Source organism: Pseudaminobacter salicylatoxidans, assembly GCF_003148475.1.
In the GTDB taxonomy this organism is placed as follows: domain Bacteria; phylum Pseudomonadota; class Alphaproteobacteria; order Rhizobiales; family Rhizobiaceae; genus Pseudaminobacter; species Pseudaminobacter salicylatoxidans.
This window is the reverse complement of record NZ_QGGG01000020.1, coordinates 1-20,589: the sequence shown is the minus strand read 5'-3', so window position 1 is coordinate 20,589 and position 20,589 is coordinate 1. Positions and strand designations below refer to the sequence as shown.

The 20,589-nt window shown below is 64.1% G+C and carries 16 protein-coding genes; 8 read left to right on the top strand and 8 right to left on the bottom strand.

Translation table 11 applies throughout. From position 1 onward, the window contains the following. Positions 1-87: 87 nt before the first annotated feature. The 3 genes from hemF (at position 88) to C7441_RS20980 (ending at position 2,487) form a co-directional block, all read left to right on the top strand. The gene (gene hemF, locus C7441_RS20990) at positions 88-1,005 is read left to right on the top strand and encodes an oxygen-dependent coproporphyrinogen oxidase (protein ID WP_109614542.1); all 918 of its coding nucleotides are present in this window, start codon (positions 88-90) and stop codon (positions 1,003-1,005) included. Between the two features lie 228 nt (positions 1,006-1,233). After that, positions 1,234-2,166: an alpha/beta hydrolase gene (locus tag C7441_RS20985; protein ID WP_109614541.1), complete on the top strand. Its 933-nt coding sequence runs from the start codon at positions 1,234-1,236 to the stop codon at positions 2,164-2,166. Positions 2,167-2,301: 135 nt separating this feature from the next. Beyond that, positions 2,302-2,487: a DUF1059 domain-containing protein gene (locus C7441_RS20980; protein WP_019171241.1), complete on the top strand. Its 186-nt coding sequence runs from the start codon at positions 2,302-2,304 to the stop codon at positions 2,485-2,487. Between the two features lie 106 nt (positions 2,488-2,593). On the opposite strand, the gene C7441_RS20975 is transcribed toward C7441_RS20980, so the two are convergent. From C7441_RS20975 to C7441_RS20965, 3 genes are read right to left on the bottom strand one after another with little or no spacing between them, the layout of a single operon-like run. Continuing rightward, positions 2,594-3,871 (bottom strand): CCA tRNA nucleotidyltransferase, encoded by a 1,278-nt coding sequence (locus tag C7441_RS20975; protein WP_109614540.1) that lies wholly within the window; start codon positions 3,869-3,871, stop codon positions 2,594-2,596. Next, entirely contained in the window at positions 3,868-4,500 is a 633-nt protein-coding gene (locus tag C7441_RS20970) for a CoA pyrophosphatase (protein ID WP_109614539.1), read from the bottom strand. Before C7441_RS20970 ends, C7441_RS20975 begins: the two co-directional genes overlap by 4 nt. Before the next feature lie 4 nt (positions 4,501-4,504). Further along, on the bottom strand, positions 4,505-5,134 hold the full coding sequence (locus C7441_RS20965) for a DUF1285 domain-containing protein (protein WP_026060201.1): 630 nt from the start codon (positions 5,132-5,134) through the stop codon (positions 4,505-4,507). Positions 5,135-5,270: 136 nt separating this feature from the next. On the opposite strand from C7441_RS20965, the gene C7441_RS20960 reads away from it, so the two are divergent. Genes C7441_RS20960 through C7441_RS20945 form a run of 4 tightly spaced genes read left to right on the top strand, consistent with a single transcriptional unit; the run spans position 5,271 to position 12,088 of the window. Next, complete coding sequence (locus C7441_RS20960; RefSeq protein ID WP_109614538.1) at positions 5,271-6,275, top strand: AAA family ATPase; 1,005 nt, start codon at positions 5,271-5,273, stop codon at positions 6,273-6,275. After that, positions 6,275-7,192, top strand: a complete 918-nt coding sequence (locus C7441_RS20955; RefSeq protein ID WP_109614537.1) for a DUF58 domain-containing protein — start codon at positions 6,275-6,277, stop codon at positions 7,190-7,192. Before C7441_RS20960 ends, C7441_RS20955 begins: the two co-directional genes overlap by 1 nt. Continuing rightward, positions 7,189-10,017 carry a DUF4159 domain-containing protein gene (locus tag C7441_RS20950; protein ID WP_109614536.1) on the top strand — a complete coding sequence of 943 codons (2,829 nt, stop codon included), beginning with the start codon at positions 7,189-7,191 and terminating at the stop codon, positions 10,015-10,017. Before C7441_RS20955 ends, C7441_RS20950 begins: the two co-directional genes overlap by 4 nt. 1 nt (position 10,018) lies before the next feature. Continuing rightward, positions 10,019-12,088 carry a hypothetical protein gene (locus C7441_RS20945; RefSeq protein ID WP_109614535.1) on the top strand — a complete coding sequence of 690 codons (2,070 nt, stop codon included), beginning with the start codon at positions 10,019-10,021 and terminating at the stop codon, positions 12,086-12,088. A gap of 394 nt (positions 12,089-12,482) precedes the next feature. Here C7441_RS20945 and C7441_RS20940 read toward each other — a convergent pair whose 3' ends face one another. From C7441_RS20940 to C7441_RS20920, 5 genes are all read right to left on the bottom strand, one after another. Then, positions 12,483-14,912 carry an autotransporter outer membrane beta-barrel domain-containing protein gene (locus tag C7441_RS20940; RefSeq protein ID WP_210205689.1) on the bottom strand — a complete coding sequence of 810 codons (2,430 nt, stop codon included), beginning with the start codon at positions 14,910-14,912 and terminating at the stop codon, positions 12,483-12,485. A gap of 195 nt (positions 14,913-15,107) precedes the next feature. After that, complete coding sequence (locus C7441_RS20935) at positions 15,108-15,731, bottom strand: alpha/beta hydrolase family protein (protein ID WP_109614533.1); 624 nt, start codon at positions 15,729-15,731, stop codon at positions 15,108-15,110. 53 nt (positions 15,732-15,784) lie between these two features. Further along, a complete protein-coding gene (gene choV / locus C7441_RS20930) occupies positions 15,785-16,969 on the bottom strand; it encodes a choline ABC transporter ATP-binding protein (protein ID WP_109614532.1) in 1,185 nt (394 codons plus the stop codon). After that, entirely contained in the window at positions 16,966-17,820 is an 855-nt protein-coding gene (choW, locus tag C7441_RS20925; protein ID WP_109614531.1) for a choline ABC transporter permease subunit, read from the bottom strand. The genes choV and choW overlap by 4 nt, the downstream gene beginning before the upstream one ends. Before the next feature lie 87 nt (positions 17,821-17,907). Then, on the bottom strand, positions 17,908-18,855 hold the full coding sequence (locus tag C7441_RS20920) for a choline ABC transporter substrate-binding protein (protein ID WP_019171230.1): 948 nt from the start codon (positions 18,853-18,855) through the stop codon (positions 17,908-17,910). Positions 18,856-19,178: 323 nt separating this feature from the next. Here C7441_RS20920 and C7441_RS20915 point away from each other — a divergent pair, with 323 nt between their 5' ends. Then, complete coding sequence (locus tag C7441_RS20915) at positions 19,179-20,279, top strand: DUF2333 family protein (RefSeq protein ID WP_019171229.1); 1,101 nt, start codon at positions 19,179-19,181, stop codon at positions 20,277-20,279. Positions 20,280-20,589: the final 310 nt, after the last annotated feature.

Sequence of the window (20,589 nt, the reverse complement as noted above, 5' to 3'; positions counted from 1 at the left end):
AGGGATCACGCCAACAAAAAACGAGTCATTTGTGCACGTTACCTCCCTATATGGGTGGGCAGCACCGCCAGAGTGAGTGGAGACCGCATGGAACGCCCCGAAATCCCCGCCGGCCTGCCAGCCGACATCGAAGCCAAGAAGGAACGCGCCCGCCTCTGGTTCGAGGACCTGCGCGATCGCATCTGCGCCGCCTTCGAACAGCTAGAGGACGAGGTTTCCATCGCCGAGGCCACATCCAGGGCACCGGGCCGTTTCCAGCGCACGCCCTGGCAGCGCGACGAAGGCAAGGGCGGCGGTGGCATCATGTCGATGATGCATGGCCGCGTCTTCGAGAAAGTCGGCGTGCACACCTCCACCGTGTATGGCGAATTCTCGCCGGAATTCCGCAAGCAGATGCCCGGCGCCGAAGAGGATCCAAGCTTCTGGGCCAGCGGCATCTCGCTGATCGCTCATCCCTGGAACCCCAATGTACCGGCCGTGCACATGAACACGCGCATGGTGGTGACTTCGCGCCAATGGTTCGGCGGCGGGGCCGACCTCACCCCGGTGCTCGACCGCCGGCGCGCGCAGGAAGACCCCGATACACAGGCTTTCCACAAGACTTTCGCCTTCACCTGCGGCAAGCACCCGGAGGTCGCCGACTACGCCAGGTTCAAGGCCTGGTGCGACGAGTATTTTTATCTCCCTCACCGCAACGAGGCGCGCGGCATCGGCGGCATCTTCTACGACTGGCTGCATTCGCCTGAAGAGAAGGGCGGCTGGGAGGCGGATTTCCGCTTCACGCAGGATGTCGGCCGCTCGTTCCTCGTCGTCTATCCGCATCTGGTGCGTCGCAACTTCAACACCAGTTGGTCGCAAGCCGACCGCGAGGAACAACTCGTCCGGCGTGGCCGCTACGTGGAGTTCAATCTGCTTTACGACCGCGGCACGATCTTCGGCCTGAAGACCGGCGGCAACGTCAACTCCATTCTGTCGAGCATGCCGCCGGCCGTGAAATGGCCGTGAATTTTCTGCAACAGGTCTGACGCAATTGTCATCGGCCAACACGATTGGCCGATGACAATTCGAAACATATCGTGATAAACGCTCATCCGTTTCACCCCGCGCAATCTGGATCGATGCGCACGGGCTGACGAACACCAGCCGGTGCGCATTGCGTCCGGTGGCTGCCTGAACGAGGCAGGCCGATGCTTCCTAGAATGTTGGTTAACTTTTCGCTGACAGTGTCCGGGCATGGCTAAGAAAGCGTTTATCAGTACCCTCACCCTCCTTGCGTTCCTCGGCATGGCCGGCGCAGCCAGCGCCCGCGACCTTTCCGACTGCGAACGCAATGGCTCGCAGGCCCGGCTGGCCGCTGCCGCCACGAAGGTGGAACAGCAGCCCATGGCGGGGATACCCGCCCGCGACTGCCCGAGCCCGTCTGCCGATGCCAGGGCGGGCACGCCGGCCGAACCGATCGTCACCAACAAGGCTGCCTTGCCGAAAGTCCCGGCACCCACGGCTCTGCCAGCGGAAGTGGGCGCCAGTTCCGTAATCCACACCAGGGACTTCACAGTCCTCGTCAAGCAGCCGGAAAAGGCCACGGCCGAAACGCTGATATTGCTGCACGGCTCCGGCGGCGACGAAACCACGCTGATGTCGCTGGCCTCCCGCATAGCGCCGCGCGCGGTGCTGATGGGTGTGCGCGGACGCGTGGTGCAGGATGGGAAGAAGCGCTGGTACAAGCGCATCACGCCGACCAGGTTCGACCAGAACGATATTCGCGGCGAGGCCAACGCGTTCGCCAGTTTCCTGCAAGGCATGGTCAAACGGCAGAAACTCGACCTCGATCACACCACCTTCCTCGGTTATTCGAATGGCGCCAATCTTTTGGCGGCGCTTTCGGTCCTGCATCCGGGCCTGGTCGAGCGCGCGATCCTGCTGCGGCCGATGTCGGTGCTGGACAAGGTTCCGCAAGTCAGCTTGTCGGGCACGCGCTTCCTGATCATCGCAGGCGATACCGACCTGACCTATGCGCCACTCGCGCCGGCGCTGGAAGCGATGCTGCGCGACCATGGCGCGCGGCTGGACACGCACACCATCAAGGCCAATCACGGCCTGGGCGATGAAGACGCCAGGATCGCCGGAGAGTGGCTGACCCGCTCCACGGCAGTGTCGCTGAACTGAAGCACCTCCGGCGGGGATCGGCCATGGCTGCGAACCGGTCGCGGCCCCTCATCAGGATGTTTTGATCCGCCCTGTAAACGCTTGACGGTTTTTCATGCTAACATGCCCGCCCCAGAAGGAGGAAAGGAGAAACCGATGAAGGAATTTCACTGCGGCTCACTCGTCCCTGGATGCGACTGGCATACCCGTGCCGAGGAGGAAGCGGAGGTCATGCGCCGTGCCGTCGAGCACATGCGCGAAACCCATGGCGAAACCATCATCCGCGAGACGATGATCGAGGCGATCCGCTCGCGCATCGAGAAGGTTCGCGACGCCGCCTGAGAAAGCACTTTGCGGCCAGCTTGCGCCTGATGTCGCAAAAATGCAGCTAAAACAATGAGAAAGAGCGGAATAATGGCGTCCGTCAGAATTGCTGCCGCTCCGGTATCTACTCCACCGTTTTGAGGCTTTCGGCGGCGCGTTCGAGCAACGCGTCGCGTTGGAGCGCAAAGCCGGAATCCACCCAGGCATTTTCCAGCGCGCGCAGCATGTCGCCCATCTTTGGGCCGTTCGCGACACCCAGTGCGGCCAGGTCGCCGCCATTGAGCGGAAAATCCGGCCGCTGCCACTTCTTTTGGGTGAAGGCGAGCAGGCGCGAATAGCCGCCGGCCTCGATCATCGCCGTGTCGTCCTGCACCGCCCTGCCCCGCGCAGCCGCAAGCGCCAGCCTGAGGCGATCCGCGATGCCGCCCGGCGCACCGCGATAGAGCATTTTCGCGAACGCCCCCTCGGGCATGGCCGGTTCCGGCGTTGAGGAAAGCGCCCATTGCGTCAGCCGGTCGGCCTCGGCGCGCGACATGCGCATGCGATCGGCCAATGCGGCCATACGCGCGGCATCCGGCGGCACGATGGCCTCCAGCCGCAGCAGCGGATCGGCCGGCCAGCCGAGATCGGCTTCGGCGCGCGCCAGCGCATGGATCGCGTCGATGCCCCATTTCTCGCTCTCGGGCAGGATACGCGTAAGCACACCGGCCTGCCGCATCCACAACAGCGCCCGCGACGGGTCGGGTGCGGAAAGCAGTTTCTTCAACTCGCTCCAGACGCGCTCGGCCGACAGTCGGTCGAGCCCTTCCTTCAGCCGGGCACACGCCTTCAGCCCCTCGGCATCCGGCCGTCCTGCCCCATACCACGCAAAGAAGCGGAAGAAGCGCAGGATGCGTAAGAAGTCCTCACGGATGCGGGCCTCCGCATCCCCGATGAAGCGCAGCGTGCGGCTTTCCAGATCGGCCAGCCCGCCGACCAGATCGACCACGCGGCCGTCGGCTTCCGCATAGAGCGCGTTGATGGTGAAGTCGCGCCGCTCGGCATCCGCCTTCCAGTCGCGGCCGAAGCGCACCTTGGCGCGTCGCCCGTCGGTCTCGATGTCGGCGCGCAGCGTCGTCACCTCGAACGGCCTGCCATCCACGATCACCGTGATCGTGCCGTGCTCCGCCCCGGTCGGCACCGCCTTGAAGCCGGCGGCTTCCGCGCGGCGCGCGGTTTCCGCAGGCAGCGTCGTGGCGGCGATGTCCACATCGGCCACCGGCGCGCCCAGCAATGCGTTGCGCACCGCACCGCCGGCGATGCGCGCCTCCTCGCCATCGGCATTGAGCGCGGCAAGCAACTTCTGCAGCCCCGCATCCCCAAGCCAATCGGCCTTGCCCGCGATCGTCGCCTCTCCGCTCATGCATAATACCTTTCATAGAGAGTGCGGATGATGCCGGCGGTAACGCCCCATATCCTCTGCCCGCCATAGGGCATGTCGTAATAGACCCATTTGCGGTCATGCCACATGCGGCTGCCCTGATGATGGTTGGCCGGGTCCATGAGGAAGCGCAGCGGCACCTCGAAGGCCACATCCACCTCGTGCGGATTGAGCCTCAGATGGAAATCGGGCCGCACGATGCCGAGCACCGGCGCGATGCGGTAGCCGCTGCCCGAGACATAGTCCGGCATGCGGCCGACGATCTCGATACGGTCGGAACTAAGACCGATTTCCTCCTGCGTCTCGCGCAGCGCGGCAAATTCCGGCGACGGATCGGCGGCGTCGATGCGGCCGCCGGGGAACGCCACCTGACCGGAGTGATTACGCAACTTTTCCGTGCGCTTGGTGAGGATGACGCTTGCTTCTTCACCATGATCCACTACCGGCACCAGCACGGCGGCGGCACGCAGGTTGTCGCGCCGGATCAGGTCGGCGAAGCCGGGATTGAAATAATGGTCGCCATAGTCCCGGCTCACGTCTTCGGGATGCGCATGCAGCACGCGCTCGCGAAAATCGCGCGCGGAAAAATGCGATTTTGACAGCCGGTCCATGATCCTATGCGCTCAGCCGCCGCAACTTCTCGGCAGGCATGATGGGGAAAACCGCACCCTTCGAGCGTACCGCGAACATGGTCACGCCGTCGATCTCGATCTCCTCGCCATATTCGACGAGTTCATACATCACCGGCCGCGCCACCAGCGCTTCCAGCCGCCCGCGCACCAGCACATAGGGCTTCAAGCCCCCGGTGTCGTCCTCGTCCACGAAGCGCATGGGATGGTCGGGTCCTGCCTCCACCACATCGCCGACATTGGTGCGGAAGGTGACGACCCGTTCGTCGCCATCGCCCGTCACCGTCATCTCGACGGCCACGAAAGGCGCATCCACCACGCGGATGCCGACCTTTTCCACCGGCGTGACGAGATAGGTCTTGCCGTCCTCATCCTTGCGCAGGACGCTCGAGAAGAGCTGTACCAGCGGCATGCGGCCGATTGGCGTGCCGAGGTAGAACCAGGTCCCGTCCTGCCGGATTTCCATGTCGAGGTCGCCGCAAAATTCGGGATTCCAGCGCTCCACCGGCGCTGCCCCCTTGCCGGCACGCGTCGCGCGCGCGATGAGGGCCTGCAAGCCGGCGGTATCGCGAACGGCGGTAAGCTTCTCTTCAGTATCCTGGCTGTGCTGGGTCATCGTCACGAAATAGTCACTGTTGTTGCGCTTGTCAGCCGGGTTGGGTGATTTAAGTTCACCTGATTGGACTGCAAATGAGCGAATCGTAACTGCCATCATTGGCGATATGGTTGCCAGAAGCGAGGATCGAAGCGGTATGAGCGTAATGATCAAGGATCCCTCGATCGGCGAAAAGGAGATGATCGCGGACGCCGAGAAGGCGCTGCACGATATTTCCAAGATTCGCGAAGGCATCGGCAAGGTTATCTTCGGCCAGGAAAGCGTCATCGAACGCACGCTGGTGGCGCTGCTGGCCGGTGGCCATGCGCTGCTCGTCGGCGTTCCCGGCCTTGCCAAGACCAAGCTGGTGGAGACGCTGGGCATCGTGCTTGGCATGGATTCGCGCCGCGTCCAGTTCACGCCCGACCTGATGCCCTCCGATATCCTCGGCTCCGAGGTGATGGAGCAGGACGAGAACGGCAAGCGCTCCTTCCGCTTCATTCCCGGCCCGATCTTCGCGCAACTGCTGATGGCCGACGAGATCAACCGCGCAAGCCCGCGCACGCAGTCGGCGCTTCTGCAGTCCATGCAGGAATATCATGTCACCGTCGCAGGCCAGCGCTACGACCTGCCCGCGCCCTTCCATGTGCTCGCCACCCAGAATCCGCTGGAGCAGGAAGGCACCTATCCGCTGCCGGAAGCCCAGCTCGACCGCTTCCTGATGCAGATCGACATTCTCTATCCCGACATCGACGCCGAGCGCCGCATCCTGCTGGAAACCACGGGTATCGAGGAAGCGCAGGCCGCCAATGTGCTGCCGGCTTCCCGCCTGCAGGAGATACAACAGCTCATCCGCCGCATGCCTGTGCCCGAAAGCGTGGTCGAGGCGATCCTCGAGCTGGTGCGCTCGGCCCGTCCGGGTCAGGGCAATGCCGAGACCGACAAGCATGTCGCCTGGGGCCCCGGCCCGCGCGCCAGCCAGGCGCTGACGCTGTGCGCCCGCGCCCGCGCGCTGTATGACGGCCGGCTCGCGCCGTCGATCGACGACGTCAAGGCGCTCGCCGAGCCGGTCCTGCAACACCGCATGGCGCTCACCTTCGCCGCCCGCGCCGAAGGCATGAGCGTGCGCGACGTGGTGGCGCGGCTGGTGAAAGGAATCTGATGGCACGCATCGGCGCTGCCTCGCCTCCGGTCGGTACGAAGGACGCTCTTGCCCGCGCAAGGCAGCGTGCCTTTCTGGTGCCCGATCTGCTGATCGAGGCGCGCCGCGTGGTCAATACCGTCATCTCCGGCTGGCACGGCCGCCGCAAGCGCGGCATCGGCGAGAATTTCTGGCAGTTCCGTCCCTATGTCGACGGCGAGACGATGGCGCGCATCGACTGGCGCCGTTCTGCCCGCGACGACCATATCTATGTGCGCGACCGCGAATGGGAAGCCGCCCACACCATCTGGCTGTGGGCCGACCCGTCCGCCTCCATGCTCTATCAGTCGAATGCCGCGCGGGTTTCCAAGGAATCGCGCGCGCTGGTGCTCATCCTGGCGCTGGCCGAGCTTCTGTCGCGCGGCGGCGAGCGCATCGCCTGGCCGGGCCTCACCGACCCCTTCACCACCCGCAACGGCGCGGAGCGGCTGGCGGCTCACCTCACCCATGCCGGCCCGCTGGCGGCGAAGCCCGACCTCACCGGCATCCGGCGCTTTTCCGACATCGTGATTGCCAGTGATTTCCTCGATCCCGTCGAGGAGACCATGGAATGGCTCGACGCGCTCGCCCGGCGCGGCGCGCGCGCGCATCTGATCGAGGTCGCCGATCCGGCCGAGGAGAGCTTCCCCTATTCCGGGCGAACGGAATTCAGCGATCCGGAGACCGGCGACAAGATCACCGCCGGCCGCGCCGAACAGCTCGCCGAAGACTATCGCCGGCTCTACATCGCCCGCCGCGAGGAACTTGCCGCCTGGTGCAAGCGCCTGGGCTGGAGCTACACGGTCAACCACACTAACCATCTGGCCTCGGAAGCACTGGTGCAGGTGCACATGGCCATGAGCGCCGACAGCGGCTACGCCTCGGGGGTGCGGGCATGAGCTGGTTGCCGCTCTCCTTCGGCTTCCCCGCGATCCTGTGGGGCCTGCTGGCGCTGCCGGTCATCTGGTGGCTGCTGCGGCTCACGCCGCCCAAGCCGCAAGCGGAAGTCTTCCCGCCGCTGAAAATCCTGGCGCGCGTGCTGAAGCGCGAGGAAACGCCTCGCCAGAGCCCGTGGTGGCTGACGCTGCTGCGGCTGCTGATGGCCGCGCTGGTGGTGATGGCGCTGGCCGAACCGATCTTCAACCCACGCGAAAAGCTGCCGACGACGGGCAGCGCGCTGGCGCTGGTGATGGACAATGGCTGGGCCGCCTCGCCCGACTGGGATCGCCGCGTTGCCACGGCCGAGCGGTTGATCGACGATGCCGCGGCCGGCGGCGTGCCGATCCTGCTGGCCTTCACCGCCGAGAAGCCGAATGCCGACATCGGCCCCTTCTCACCGGAAGCTGCCCGCGACAAGCTGCGCGCGACCCAACCGCGTCCGATCCCCACCGACCGGCCCGGCGTCTATGCCCGCGTTGCGGCCGCGCTCGATACGATGCCCGGCGCAAGCGTGGCCGTGCTGGCCGATGGCCTTGCCGCGCAAGGCGACGACGCCGCCTTCAAGGCGCTGCTAGGCAAGGACCCATCGAGCGTGGTCTGGGCGGTTCCCGACAGGCTGGCCACGGTTGGCCTCACCGATGCCGAGAACCAGATCGACGGCTTCGCGCTCACCGCCATTCGCCCGTCGAGTGATGCCACTCCCCGTCAGGTCACTGCCGGCGCCTTCGACGACAAGGGCCGCCGCATCGCCGATGCGACGGTCTCCTTCGGCATGGACGAAACCAAGGGAACCGGGCTGATGAAGGTTCCCTTCGAGCTGCGCAACGACTTTTCCGCAATATCGATCGACGGCGAAAATCATGCGGGCGCAGTCCGGGTGCTGGACGAAAGCTCCAAGCGTCGCCGTGTCGGCCTCATCTCGCAATCGGAGGCGGATCAGGCGCAGCCGCTGCTTTCGCCGCTATACTATATCCGCCGTGCCCTGCAGCCTTTCGCCGACCTCGTCGAGCCGCAGAGCCGCGACCTCGCAGATGCCATTCCGCAGCTTCTGGAGCAGAAGCCGGCGATGATCGTCATGGCCGATGTCGGCAACATTCCCGAGCCTGCCCACCAGAAGCTGGTGGAGTGGGTGAACAATGGCGGCATGCTGGTGCGCTTCGCGGGCTCGCGCCTGGCCGCCGCCGGCAATGACGACGAGCTTTTACCGGTCCGCCTGCGCACAGGCGAGCGCTCGCTGGGTGGGGCGCTGTCCTGGACCGAGCCGCAGCCGGTCACCGAGTTCCCCAAGACCGGCCCGTTCTCCGATCTTTCACCGCCGGCCGAGGTTACTGTTACCCGCCAGGTGCTGGCCGAGCCTTCCGCCGACATCGTGGATCGCACCTGGGCCAACCTTGCGGACGGCACGCCGCTGGTCACTGGCGCGCGACGCGAGAAAGGCACCCTTGTGCTCTTCCACACCGCGCCGCAGGCGACATGGTCCAACCTCCCGATCTCCGGCAGCTTCGTGGAGATGCTGCGGCGCCTGGTGCAGATGTCGCGCAACCAGGGCACCCTCGCCGCCGGCGCCGAGGGTCAGGTGGCATCGCTGGCGCCCTATCGGATGATCGCGGCCAATGGCGCGTTGGTGCCGCCGCCTGCCGAGGCACGGCCGCTGACGGTCGGGCACGGTCCGGTGCCTGTGACCATCGAGAACCCGCCCGGCCTCTATGGCAGCGAGGAAGGCGTGGTCGCGCACAATCTGCTCGACGCGGACACAACGCTGACCCCGCTGATGCGCCCGCAGATCGCGGCGCCCGTCACCGAGATGCGCTATGCTTTCGATGAATCCCGCGACCTGAAGGGTCCGCTCGTGGCCGCCGCGCTCATTCTCATGCTGCTTGACACGCTGGCCGTGTTCTGGCTCGGCGGCATGTTCGCCGGCCGCCGCACCCGCGCCGCAGCGCGCGGTGCCGGTGCCGCTGCCGTGGTTCTCGCCGCTGGCGCACTGTTCTTCGCCCTTGCTCCGCATGCCCATGCCGACGACAGCAAACCGGGCGATCAGGCGGCAATCGACGCCGTATCGAAGACCCGCCTTGCCTATGTGATCACCGGCGATTCCTCGATCGACGCCGTCAGCCGCGCCGGCCTCGAAGGGCTGTCTCGCTTCCTCATCGACAAGACCGCGCTGGAGCCGGGCGACCCGGCGGGGGTGGACATTTCCCGCGACGAACTCGCCTTCTACCCGATCATCTATTGGCCGATAGATCCCAGGGCGCCCATGCCTTCACAGGAGGCCATCGGCCGTATCGATGCCTATATGCAGCAGGGCGGAACGGTGCTGTTCGACACGCGGGACCAGTATGCAAATGGCATCGGCGCGGATTCGGCAAGTCCCGCCACGGAACGGCTGCGCGACATCCTGTCCAACCTCAACGTGCCGCCGCTGGAGCCCGTGCCGGCCGACCATGTGCTGACCAAATCCTTCTACATCCTTCCGGAGTTTCCCGGCCGCTTCAACGGCAGTCCGCTCTGGGTGGAGGCTTCGCTGGACGCCAGCAACACCGAGCATCGCCCGGTGCGCACGGGCGACGGCGTCACGCCGATCATGATCACCGCCAATGATTTCGCGGGTGCCTGGGCCATCGACGCCAGCGGCGCGCCGATGTTTCCCACCGTGCCGGCCGATCCGATGCAGCGCCTGCTCGCCTATCGCGCCGGCGTCAACATCGTCATGTATATGCTGACGGGCAACTACAAGTCCGACCAGGTGCACGTACCTGCTCTGCTGGAAAGGCTGGGGCAATAGCATGAACAGCTGGTCGCTCTCCTTCGAACCCCTGCTGAGCTGGCAGTTCCTGGCGCTTATCCTTGTGCCGCTGGCGATCCTCGCGCTTGCCGGGCTGTGGTTTCGACGGCGCGGCGCGCTGTTGCGTCTGGCCGCGCTGGTGGCGCTGGGCGCAGCCCTGCTCAACCCGGTTCTGCTCGACGAAAACCGCGAACCACTGCAAAGCGTTGTGGCGCTGGTCGTGGACCGCAGCGCCAGTCAGGACATCGGCGACCGCACCGCGCAGACGGATCAGGCGCTCACCGTGCTGCAGGAAAAGCTTGCGCACCTCAAGCAGTTCGAGGTGCGCGTGGTCGAAACCGGCAGGGCCGACGCCGCCGACGAGCGCACGGAGACACGCCTGTTCTCCGCCCTCGACGGCGCCTTCCGCGACGTGCCGCCCTCGCGCATCGGCGGCGCGATCATGATCACCGATGGCGAAGTGCATGACGTTCCGGCAGGCGCGCCGGGCTTCCACGCGCCACTGCACGCGCTGATTACCGGCCGCGAAGGCGAAAAAGACCGCCGCATCCGTTTCGAAAAGGCACCGCGCTTCGGCATCGTCGGCAAGCCGCTCGACATGACCTATCGCGTCATCACCTCCGGCGGCGAAGCCGGACAGGTCGATGTGCGCGTGTCGGTCAATGGCCAGCAGGTCTCGGTCGAGCGCGCCGTCATCGGCCAGGAAATGCCGCTGCGCCTCACCATTCCCAATGCGGGCCGCAACATCATCGAGGTCGCGGTCGACCATGAGGATGGCGAAATCACCGACATCAACAACCGCTCCGTGGCGCTGGTCGACGGCATCCGCGAGAACCTGCGCGTGCTGCTGGTTTCGGGCGAACCACATGCCGGCGAGCGGACCTGGCGCAATCTCTTGAAATCCGACGCCTCGGTCGATCTGGTGCACTTCACCATCCTGCGCCCGCCCGAAAAGCAGGACGGCACGCCGATCAACGAACTCTCGCTCATCGCCTTCCCGACGCGCGAACTGTTCGTCGACAAGATCAACGAGTTCGACCTCATCATCTTCGACCGTTACCAGCACCGCGACGTGCTGCCGATCCTCTATTACGACTACATCGCCGAATATGTCGAAAAGGGTGGCGCGCTCTTGATCGCCGCCGGCCCGGAATATGCCGGCCCGCAGTCCATTGCGCGCACGCCGCTGCTGCCGGCACTGCCCGCCATGCCCACCGGCGAAGTAGTTGAAAAGGGCTTTTATCCACGCCTCACCGATCTCGGCAAACGTCACCCCGTGACGCGCGGGCTGGAAGGCTCGACAGCCGAGCCCCCCCATTGGAGCCGCTGGTTCCGCACCATCGCGGTGGATCATCCCGAAGGCGAGGTCGTCATGAAGGGTGCCGACGACCGGCCGCTTCTCGTGCTCGACCACAAGGGCGAAGGCCGCGTCGGCATGTTCCTGTCCGACCAGGGCTGGCTATGGGCGCGCGGCTTCGAAGGCGGCGGCCCGCATGTTCCCCTCTACAGGCGCATCGCCCATTGGCTGATGAAGGAGCCGGAACTGGAGGAAGAGCGCCTCACCGCCGACGGGCGAGGCATGACGCTGGAGGTTCGCCGCCAGACCATGAGCGACAATCCCGGCAACGCGCAGGTCATCACCCCGTCCGGCAAACCCATGACCGTGCCACTGACGCAGAGCGAGCCCGGCATCTTCACGGGCAGCGCGGTCACCAAGGAAATCGGTCTCTATCAGGTTGCCAACGGCAATCTGAGCACGCTTGCCCATATCGGCCCGATCAACGCGCCTGAATTCGGCGACATGGTTTCAACCGAGGATGTCCTGAGGCCACAGGCGGAAAAGACCGGTGGCAGCGTGCGCCGCCTTGCCTCTACTTCAAGTGTAAACGTGCCCGGCATCGTGCCCGTGCGCGGCAATGCCGATGCTTCGGGCCGCGACTGGATCGGGCTGAAGACCACGAATGACAGCGTTCTGAAGTCGGTCGGCCGTGTGCCGCTGTTCGGGGGCTTCTTCGGGCTGGGCCTGCTTCTGATGGCGCTGGGCGCCATGTGGTATCGCGAAGGGCGGTAGCTACGGGGAGCGTTGAACAACGTAAGCGCTGCCCGTGCAATCTCCCCAGACAGATCTGCGTCATGGCCCCCCTTGTGGGAGGACAATCGGACAAGACACGGCCTACCGATTCCGTCTCCCAGGGTCCCATTCCATCTGCTTCGGATCGTGTCCGGGTCGACACCTCCCCCCTCGCAAGGAGGGGGGCATCAGGGCATGCGGACGGTTTTCCCCTCCCCGTCGATCGCGGGCCGAAGGGCTGGTAAACTCGTGGCTCGCCCCGGAACGCTGGTTTGCCCAGCAAACCGGAGCGGGGTCGAACTCCAGAGTGCCCTGCCCCTTGGGGAGATGTCACGAACGCGCAGCCCGAGCCAATGGGCCGTGGCCTTGCGGTGCCTGATACAGCCGGCGTCCCTCAGAACGGAACGCTCAGCCCCGCGCGCGCCACGGCCGTGAATGCCTTGTCGCTGCCGTAGCCGGCCTCGACAGTACCGTAAAACTGCATTCTTTCGGTGGTGACGAAGTTGAAATCCGCCCCGGCAAAGCCGCGGATCACGCCCTTGTCGCCTGCCGGCGTGAAGACGATGTCCTGCCCGAGCAGCGTAGCCGATACCTTGCCCCCGCTGTTGGCGATGCCGTCGATACCAGCGCGCAGCGTCGTCGACCAGACGCCACTTTGGGTCTCCATCGGTGTCAGCGGCAGCGCGATCTGGCCACGCGCTTCGAACACGTGCACGTCCCGCGACCTTACGCTCAAGGCGTCCGAACCACCGGTTTCCGAATAGCTGTCGAGGAACAGCCCGGCATAGCGCAGGCGCAGGCTCGGAATGACGGTGGTATCGCCCATCGCCATATGCGTGCCGACCGTCAGGGCCGGGCTGACGAACACGCCATCGGATTTCGCATGCGCGCTCTCCAGACCACCGATCACCATGTTGTTGGCGATGCGGCGGTCGCTGTCCTGTCGCAGCGAGCCTATGGAAACGGAAAGGTCGGCAAAGTTCAGGCCGGCCGTGTAGCCGAGATAGCCGCCACCGAAGAAGCTGCGATGGTCGATGTCCTGCGCTGCGCCATCGACCCGCACCGAGCCACCCGATGCACCGAGGAATGCGCCGCCGCGCCAGTTGTCCGACAGGTCCGTATCGACGCCGACAAGCACGCCGCCAAGCTGATTGCGGAAGCCGGCATCACTGCCCGTGCTGTCCTGGTCGCGATAGCCGCCGATGGCCGTCGCCCAGAACGCAGGCCCAAGGCCCGTTGCAGCCGAACCACCCTCGCCGATGCCTGCACCGTGGTTGCCACTCAATCCCAGGGCAGCGCCGCCCGTGCCCTCACGGGCCGCCGCCAGTCTGTTTTCGACAGCACCGGCGATATTGCCGGTCAGGTCGGTCACCACATCGCGGGCGCTTGCGAAACCGGCGGTGTCCAGCACCGCAATCGTCGATCCGTTGATCGCGAACGGCCGTCCTTCAGTCAGGACCGTGTCGGGGAAATTGCCGGAGAACGTGATGACCGCATTCAGACCCGGACCGAAATAAGCCGTGTTGTTGGCGCCGAAGAAAGCGATATGGCCCTGTATAGCGGTCCGCGCCAGCAGGTTCAGCCGTGCATCATCGCCGCCAAAAGCGATGGCGACGCTGTCGCTCAGCAATGTGCCGGAATTGGTGACTGTGACATTGTCGCCGCCGGTGCCGATGCCAACCGTGCCGACACCGCTGGCAATAATCCGGCCGCTGTTGGTGATGGTGCCGTTGGAAAATTCACCCCCGAACATGCCCCCGGCGATGGCGGTCGTGCCCTCGCCCGAAACATTGATGGAGCCGCTGTTGACGATGCGCGCCCGGCTGCCCTCGACCACGATGCCATTGGCGCCCTTGCCGGAAGCGTTGAGCGAACCGCCGTTGGAAACGTCTGCATCCGCCCCATAGACCAGTATGCCGGTTGCTCCGTCCCCGCTGACGCCGATCGAGCCGCTGTTGACGACCGAAACGGAATCGACAGGCGCAAACGTCGTGCCGCCGAGATAGCGGCCGGCCAGAATGCCGAAGGAAGCAAGGCCGTTCGTGCTGATGGTGCCGGTGTTCGTCACCGTCGTGCCGGCGCCCTCCACCCCTATGCCGATGGTGGTTTCGCCCGTCGTGGCCAGCTTGCCGCTGTTGGAGATGTCCGCATCCGCGCCGATCGAACTGATCGCGATGGCGCTCGTGCCGTTAACGGTTATGGAACCGCTGTTCACGAGCCTCGATCCATCTCCCTGCAGGGCGGCGCCGAAGGCGCCGTCGCCATCCACGCTGATGGTGCCGGAATTGTTCAGCAGCGCGCCATCGCCGAGCATTACCATGCCGAAAGCGTCCGGCCCCGAAAGATCGATCGTCCCCTTGTTCGTCGCCTGCGCATTGAGCCCGGTCGCAACGATGCCGCCAAGTGCATCATTTGTCGCCTCGATCGTACCGTTGTTGACGATGTCGACATCCGCACCTGAACTGAAGATACCGACCGAATCCGAGCCGGTAGCGCGCAACAGCCCGTTGTTGGTTATCTTCGCGCCGTCGCCTTCGCTGTAGACCCCTGCACTGTTGTCTCCCGAAGTCTCGATGGTACCGTCATTGGTGAGCGTCTGGTTGTCGTTCAGCATCTGGACGGCTATATCGCCGGCGGCGGTCGTGCTGATCGCGCCCCCTTGCGCAACCGCGCCGGTATCCCCGACAGTGCTCATCGTCTGCGCGCCTGCGGTCTGCCCTGCCGGAATGCTGAAACTCTGGGAAAAGGCGGAAGACGAACTCAGCGCCGTTGCCGCAAGAAGCAGCGACAAAACAGTCGATCGTTTCCCCACACGCAGTGCCATTTCCATGCCATCCCTCACGAATACGCGCTGTGTTCTATATTTACTACGTTACTACCTTACTTCTGCCTGTATTCGACACGCTCTGGCAAGCATTCTTGAACGTTCCAATGCATAGACACCGCAAGAAAATAAGAATTTGGCCCGAAGCGTTCCATTTCGGCAACGTTTCAGGCAGTAGAAACGGCCTGTATGTCGCTATCCTGCCCTGTCCATCCAACCTGCCGCGCCGGCTGTGGCAAGGTCGAGATTCGCGTCGAGCGTCAGCGGTTTGCGCGGCTTGAAGTCATGGTTGCCATCGTCGAGCCACAACAGCGAGATTCGGGGCGATAGCGTGTAGCCTGAAACCTCCTGCCGTGTGCCGAACGGATCACGCTCGCCCTGACAAATCAGGGTCGGCACTGAAATATCCAGCAAATGCGCGGTGCGAAGCTGTTGCGGCTTGGCAGGTGGATGGAACGGGTATCCAAAGCAGACCAGCCCGAAAATCCTGCCCCGGTTGAACAGATCGTCGGCCACCATACTCGCCACGCGACCGCCCATGGATTTGCCGCCGATGAAAAGCGGCCTTGCCGACCCCACCGCCTCCACGGCCTCACGATACTCGCCAAGCAGCGTTTCTGCGCGCGGCGGCGGCTTTCGCTGCCCCGAGCGCCGCGCCGCCATGTAGCCGAACTCGAACCGCACGACATGGACGTCATGCTGGGCGAGCCTGTCCGATGCCGCGTTCATCCAGCCCGAATCCATCGGCGCTCCCGCACCATGTGCGAGAACCAGCGTGAACCGTGCATCTTCGGGTCCGGTCAGAAGAAGATCCGGCATTGGGCAACTTCCGGCTAGCGCGAACGGAACGATCCGTTCGACTTGATTTGGCGCTACCTTCTCAGCACCGCCGACAACACGTCGCGAATGCCGATTGCTCCGACGAAGCGCGATTGCTCATCGAACAGCGCCACCGGCGAGGTTTGCGAACGATGCATGGCCAACATCACCGTCTTCAGCGATGTGCCGGGCCGCGCCCAGAACACGCGCGGCGCATCTGGCGGCAGAGCCTCGACCTCGTCGCAGGAAAGCCAGATCGCCGGCTGCCCATTGCGTTCGGCCGCTGCCACCAGCCCGTCGGCGTCGATCTTGAAGCGTGTCGTCTGGCGTCTGTCGAGCCACAACCAGCCATCCTCGCCCGCATGTTCGAGGTCGCGGCGGTCGCGCATCACGTTCCAGGCCGTCAGGACCGAGAGCGGATTCACATTGGAGATGAACTCGCGCACATAGTCATTGGCGGGTCGCAGCACGATGTCTTCCGGCGCGCCGGTCTGCACGATGCGCCCCCCCTCCATGATGGAGATGTGGCTGCCGATCTTCAGCGCCTCCTCCAGATCGTGGCTGACGAAGATGATCGTCTTTTTCAGCTTCTCCTGCAGTTGCAGAAGCTCGTCCTGAAGCTTGGTGCGGATCAGAGGATCGAGCGCGGAGAACGGCTCATCCATCAGCAGGATCGGCGCTTCCGTCGCGAAGGCGCGGGCAAGGCCGACGCGCTGCTGCATGCCGCCGGAAAGCTCATGCGCGTATTTCTTCGCCCACTGCTCCAGGCCGACAAGTGCCAGTTGCTTGCGCACACGCTCCTTGCGCTCGGCCTCCCGCACCCCGGAAAGCTCCAGCCCCAGGCCGACATTTTCCTCCACCGTGCGCCACGGCAGCAGGCCGAACTGCTGGAACACCATCGCCACCCGCGTCTGGCGGATATGGCGCAATGTCGCGTTATCACAGCTCGCGACATCCACCTGCCGGCCATCGTCCGTGACCATGACGCTGCCGCGCGCCGGCACGTTGAGCCGGTTCACCGCGCGCAGAAGCGTGGACTTGCCCGAGCCCGAAAGCCCCATCAACACGGAAATGTCGCCTTCGTTGACGGTAAGGTTGCATTCGGCGCAGCCCAGCACCGCACCGGTCTTCTCGAGGATTTCGGCCCGTGTCGCGCCCTTGTCAATCAGTTCCAGCGCCTCTTTCTGGGCCGCGCCGAAAACGATGTCGACATTCTTGAAATCGACGGCAGCGTTCATTTTGCGCCTCCGTTGCCGATGCGGCTCATGCGATCGAGGATGATGGCGAGAATGACGATGGCGAGCCCCGCCTCCAGCCCGAGCGGAATATTGACCGAGTTCAGCGCGCGCACCACCGGCTTGCCGAGACCGTTGGCGCCGATGAGGGCGGCAATCACCACCATCGACAGCGACAGCATGATGCACTGGGTAAGTCCGGCCATGATGGTGGGAAGTGCGGCCGGCAGTTCCACCTTCCACAGAAGCTGGCGCCTGGTGGCGCCGAAGGCCTCGCCAGCCTCGATCATCGGTGTCGGGACCGAGGTGATGCCGAGATAGGTGAGCCGGATCGGCGCGGGGGCCGCAAAGATGACCGTGACGATCAGGCCCGGCGCGATGCCGAGGCCGAAAAGGATCAGCACCGGAATCAGATAGACGAAAGTCGGCATCGTCTGCATCAGATCGAGAATTGGCTGCAGAAAGCGATAGCCGCGCTCACTATGGGCGGCCCATATGCCGATCGGCACGCCGATGGCCATGGAACAGGCGGCGGCGGCCACCACCAGGACCAGTGTTTCGACGGTTTCCTTCCACAGCCCCTGATTGACGATGAAGAGCAGGCCAATGGTGACGCCAAGCGCCAGCTTCCATGAGCGCTGCAGATACCAAGCAAGTGCCGCAATCAGCAGGATCAGCGCGATCGGCGGCAGCCACAACAGCCCGTCGACTATCCCTTCCAGCGCGGTCGCCAGTCCCGACGCGATCGAATTGAAGAACCACTCGAAATTCGTGGTCAGGAAATCGAAGAACTGCTTGCCCCAGCGCCCGATCGGTATCTTGAAACCTGAAATGAATGCCGAAACCGGATCCACCGAACCCCTCCTGCTATTTCGGGATCGAAACGGCGGCCATCCATAGGGACGGCCGCCGCGAGAATGTCACAGCGTCACGACTGGAATTCAGAGGCCGAGGGCCGACTTCACGGCAGCCGTCGCATCGCCGCCATCGAAGGTCGTCACGCCGGAAAGCCAGGGTGTCAGCGCATCGGGATTGGCCTTCAGCCAGGCGGTCGCGGCGGCCTGCGGCTCGGCGCTGTCGTTGAGGATGGAGCCCATGATCTCGTTTTCCATCTTCAGCGAGAAGACCAGGTTGGTCAGGAACTTGCCGACATTCTGGCACTCATCGGCATAGCCGGCGCGCACATTGGTGGAAACCGTCGCGCCGCCGAAGTTCGGACCGAACACGTCATCGCCGCCGGTCAGATACTTCATGTCGATCATGGTGTTCATCGGATGCGGTTCCCAGCCAAGGAACACCACGTCCTTCTTGGAGCCGGAGGCCTTGCTGACGGCCGACAGCATGCCCGCCTCGGAGCTTTCCACCAGTTCGAAGCCATTGAGGTCGAACTGGTTGTCCTCGATCATCTTGAGGATCAGGCGGTTGCCGTCATTGCCCGCCTCGATGCCGTAGATCTTGTTGTCGAGCTTGTCCTTGAACTTGGCGATATCGGCAAAGTCCTTCAGGCCCTGGTCATAGGTATAGGTCGGCACGGCCAGCGTGTATTTGGCGCCTTCCAGATTGACCACGAGCGTATCGACCGACTTGTCCTCCTGATAAGGCTTGATGTCGGCCTCCATGGTCGGCATCCAGTTGCCCAGGAAGACGTCGATGTTCTTGGCCTTGAGCGAGGCATAGGTCACAGGCACCGAAAGCACCTGCACATCGGGCTCGTAACCCAGCGCTTTCAGGATCACGGAAGCCGTTGCCGTTGTTGCGGTGATGTCGGTCCAGCCGACGTCGGAGAAGCGCACTTTCTTGCAGCTGTCAGGTTCGGCGGCGAGTGCAGTTCCCGAATAGAGGATTGCCGCCATACCGAGCGATATGGCGAAATTTTTCATACGCGACATGCGTTTCTCCCATTATGGATATGCGTTGGATCGGCTTGCGGATTCATCCGTTCGTGTTTTTAAGCCAAACATCATTTTTGAATCGTTTCAAGCTTCGCAGCAACGCCGGCCACGGCGTGAACCTGTCTGCCTGCGACACAAACCGCCTTCAGGCGCGACTTGCGGCGTTCGATACGCAACCGCACAGGTTGTGGAGCACGTGAAAACCACATATCTGGAATGCAGCGGCCTGCCGGCGGCCCGCGCTTTCCGGCCCGCATGAATAGTTGTGAACGCGCGCCATTGATTCGGCGCCGCCTGCCGGAACGAAGGATGCGGACCAGATGATCGAGCCCAACGGCAATCTCTTCACGCGGGTTCTCAAAAGCATCGGGCGCGTCATCGCCTGGCCGTTCGTCCGGCTCTGGCGCTGGTACGCGAAGCGCGGCTGGATCGCGCAGGCGGCAATCGGCGTCTGCGCCATCGGGCTCATCGCCCTCTATGGCTATTTCGTCTGGGTCACGCAGGTCTGGACCAACTTCAACCCCGACTATGCCGACGCCTATCAGATCGAAAAGCGCAATCTGAGCGCGGGCGAGCAGGTCGAAGCCGGCGCGACCACCGCAGCCAGGGTCTGCGGCCGCTCGGCCATCGCCGACGTCTCGGCCGACCTCACCGATTTCAACGTCAATCAGAATGCCTGGATCTCGTCGATGATCCTCTACAAGCTCGGCTTCTTCGGGCTTTCCTGGGACAACACGCCGTTCCTCGACAACAAGGCCTCGTTCCAGCGCGGCATCAATCAGGCCGTGCGCCGCACCACCACGGAGCTGGCCGACAATCTCGGCCGCCTGCGCGGCACCAGCCAGGTCGATTCGGACCTGCAATCGGCGCGCGGCAACATGCAGTTCGACGAATACACCTGGTATTTCGGCCTGAGCCCCTTCGGCCCCAAGACCCCGACGCCAAGCTTTTACCGTTCGGCCATCAAGAACCTGCGTGCCTTCAACACGCGGCTGGAGAAATGCGACGCCGTGTTCGACGCGCGCGCCGACAATCTCATCCAGTTCATCGACCGCATCGCCAACGATATCGGCGGCACGTCGGCCATCCTCAAGGATCGCGCCGAGAGCAACAGCGCCGGCTGGCTCGACCCGCGCGCCGACGACCGCTTCTGGTTCGCCTATGGCCAGCTTTACGCCTATTATGGGCTGCTGAAAGCCACCCATGGCGATTTCGAGGACGTGCTGCGCACGCGCAACCTCGACGGCCTCTGGAACCAGATGGAGCAGCAGACCCGCGCCGCGCTCAATATCCAGCCCTTCATCATCTCCAACGGGGCGGAAGCCGGCTGGATCATGCCCTCGCATCTCATCACCATGGGCTTCTACATCCTGCGTGTGCGTTCCAACCTCGTCGAGATCAGCAACGCGCTGTCGCGGTGACGGCGAGGTAGCGAGGGTTGGCGATCGGTCAAGCCTCTTTTCCCTATTCGCTATTCCCTACTCGCCAACTCGCTCTTATACCTGTCGCATTCCGCGCATTGAGCGGCTGTTTTGAGACGGCGGATATGCGCGCGAACGCGCTTCTATGCCGGCGACCGGCGTCGAGGAACGGAACGCCAGGATTTAAACGAACGAGGGACATTCAACCGATGGCGGAATTCAAGAGTGACATCGAGATCGCGCGGGGGGCCAGGAAGCGGCCGATCCAGGAGGTTGGCGGCAAGATCGGCATTCCCGGCGAGCATCTTCT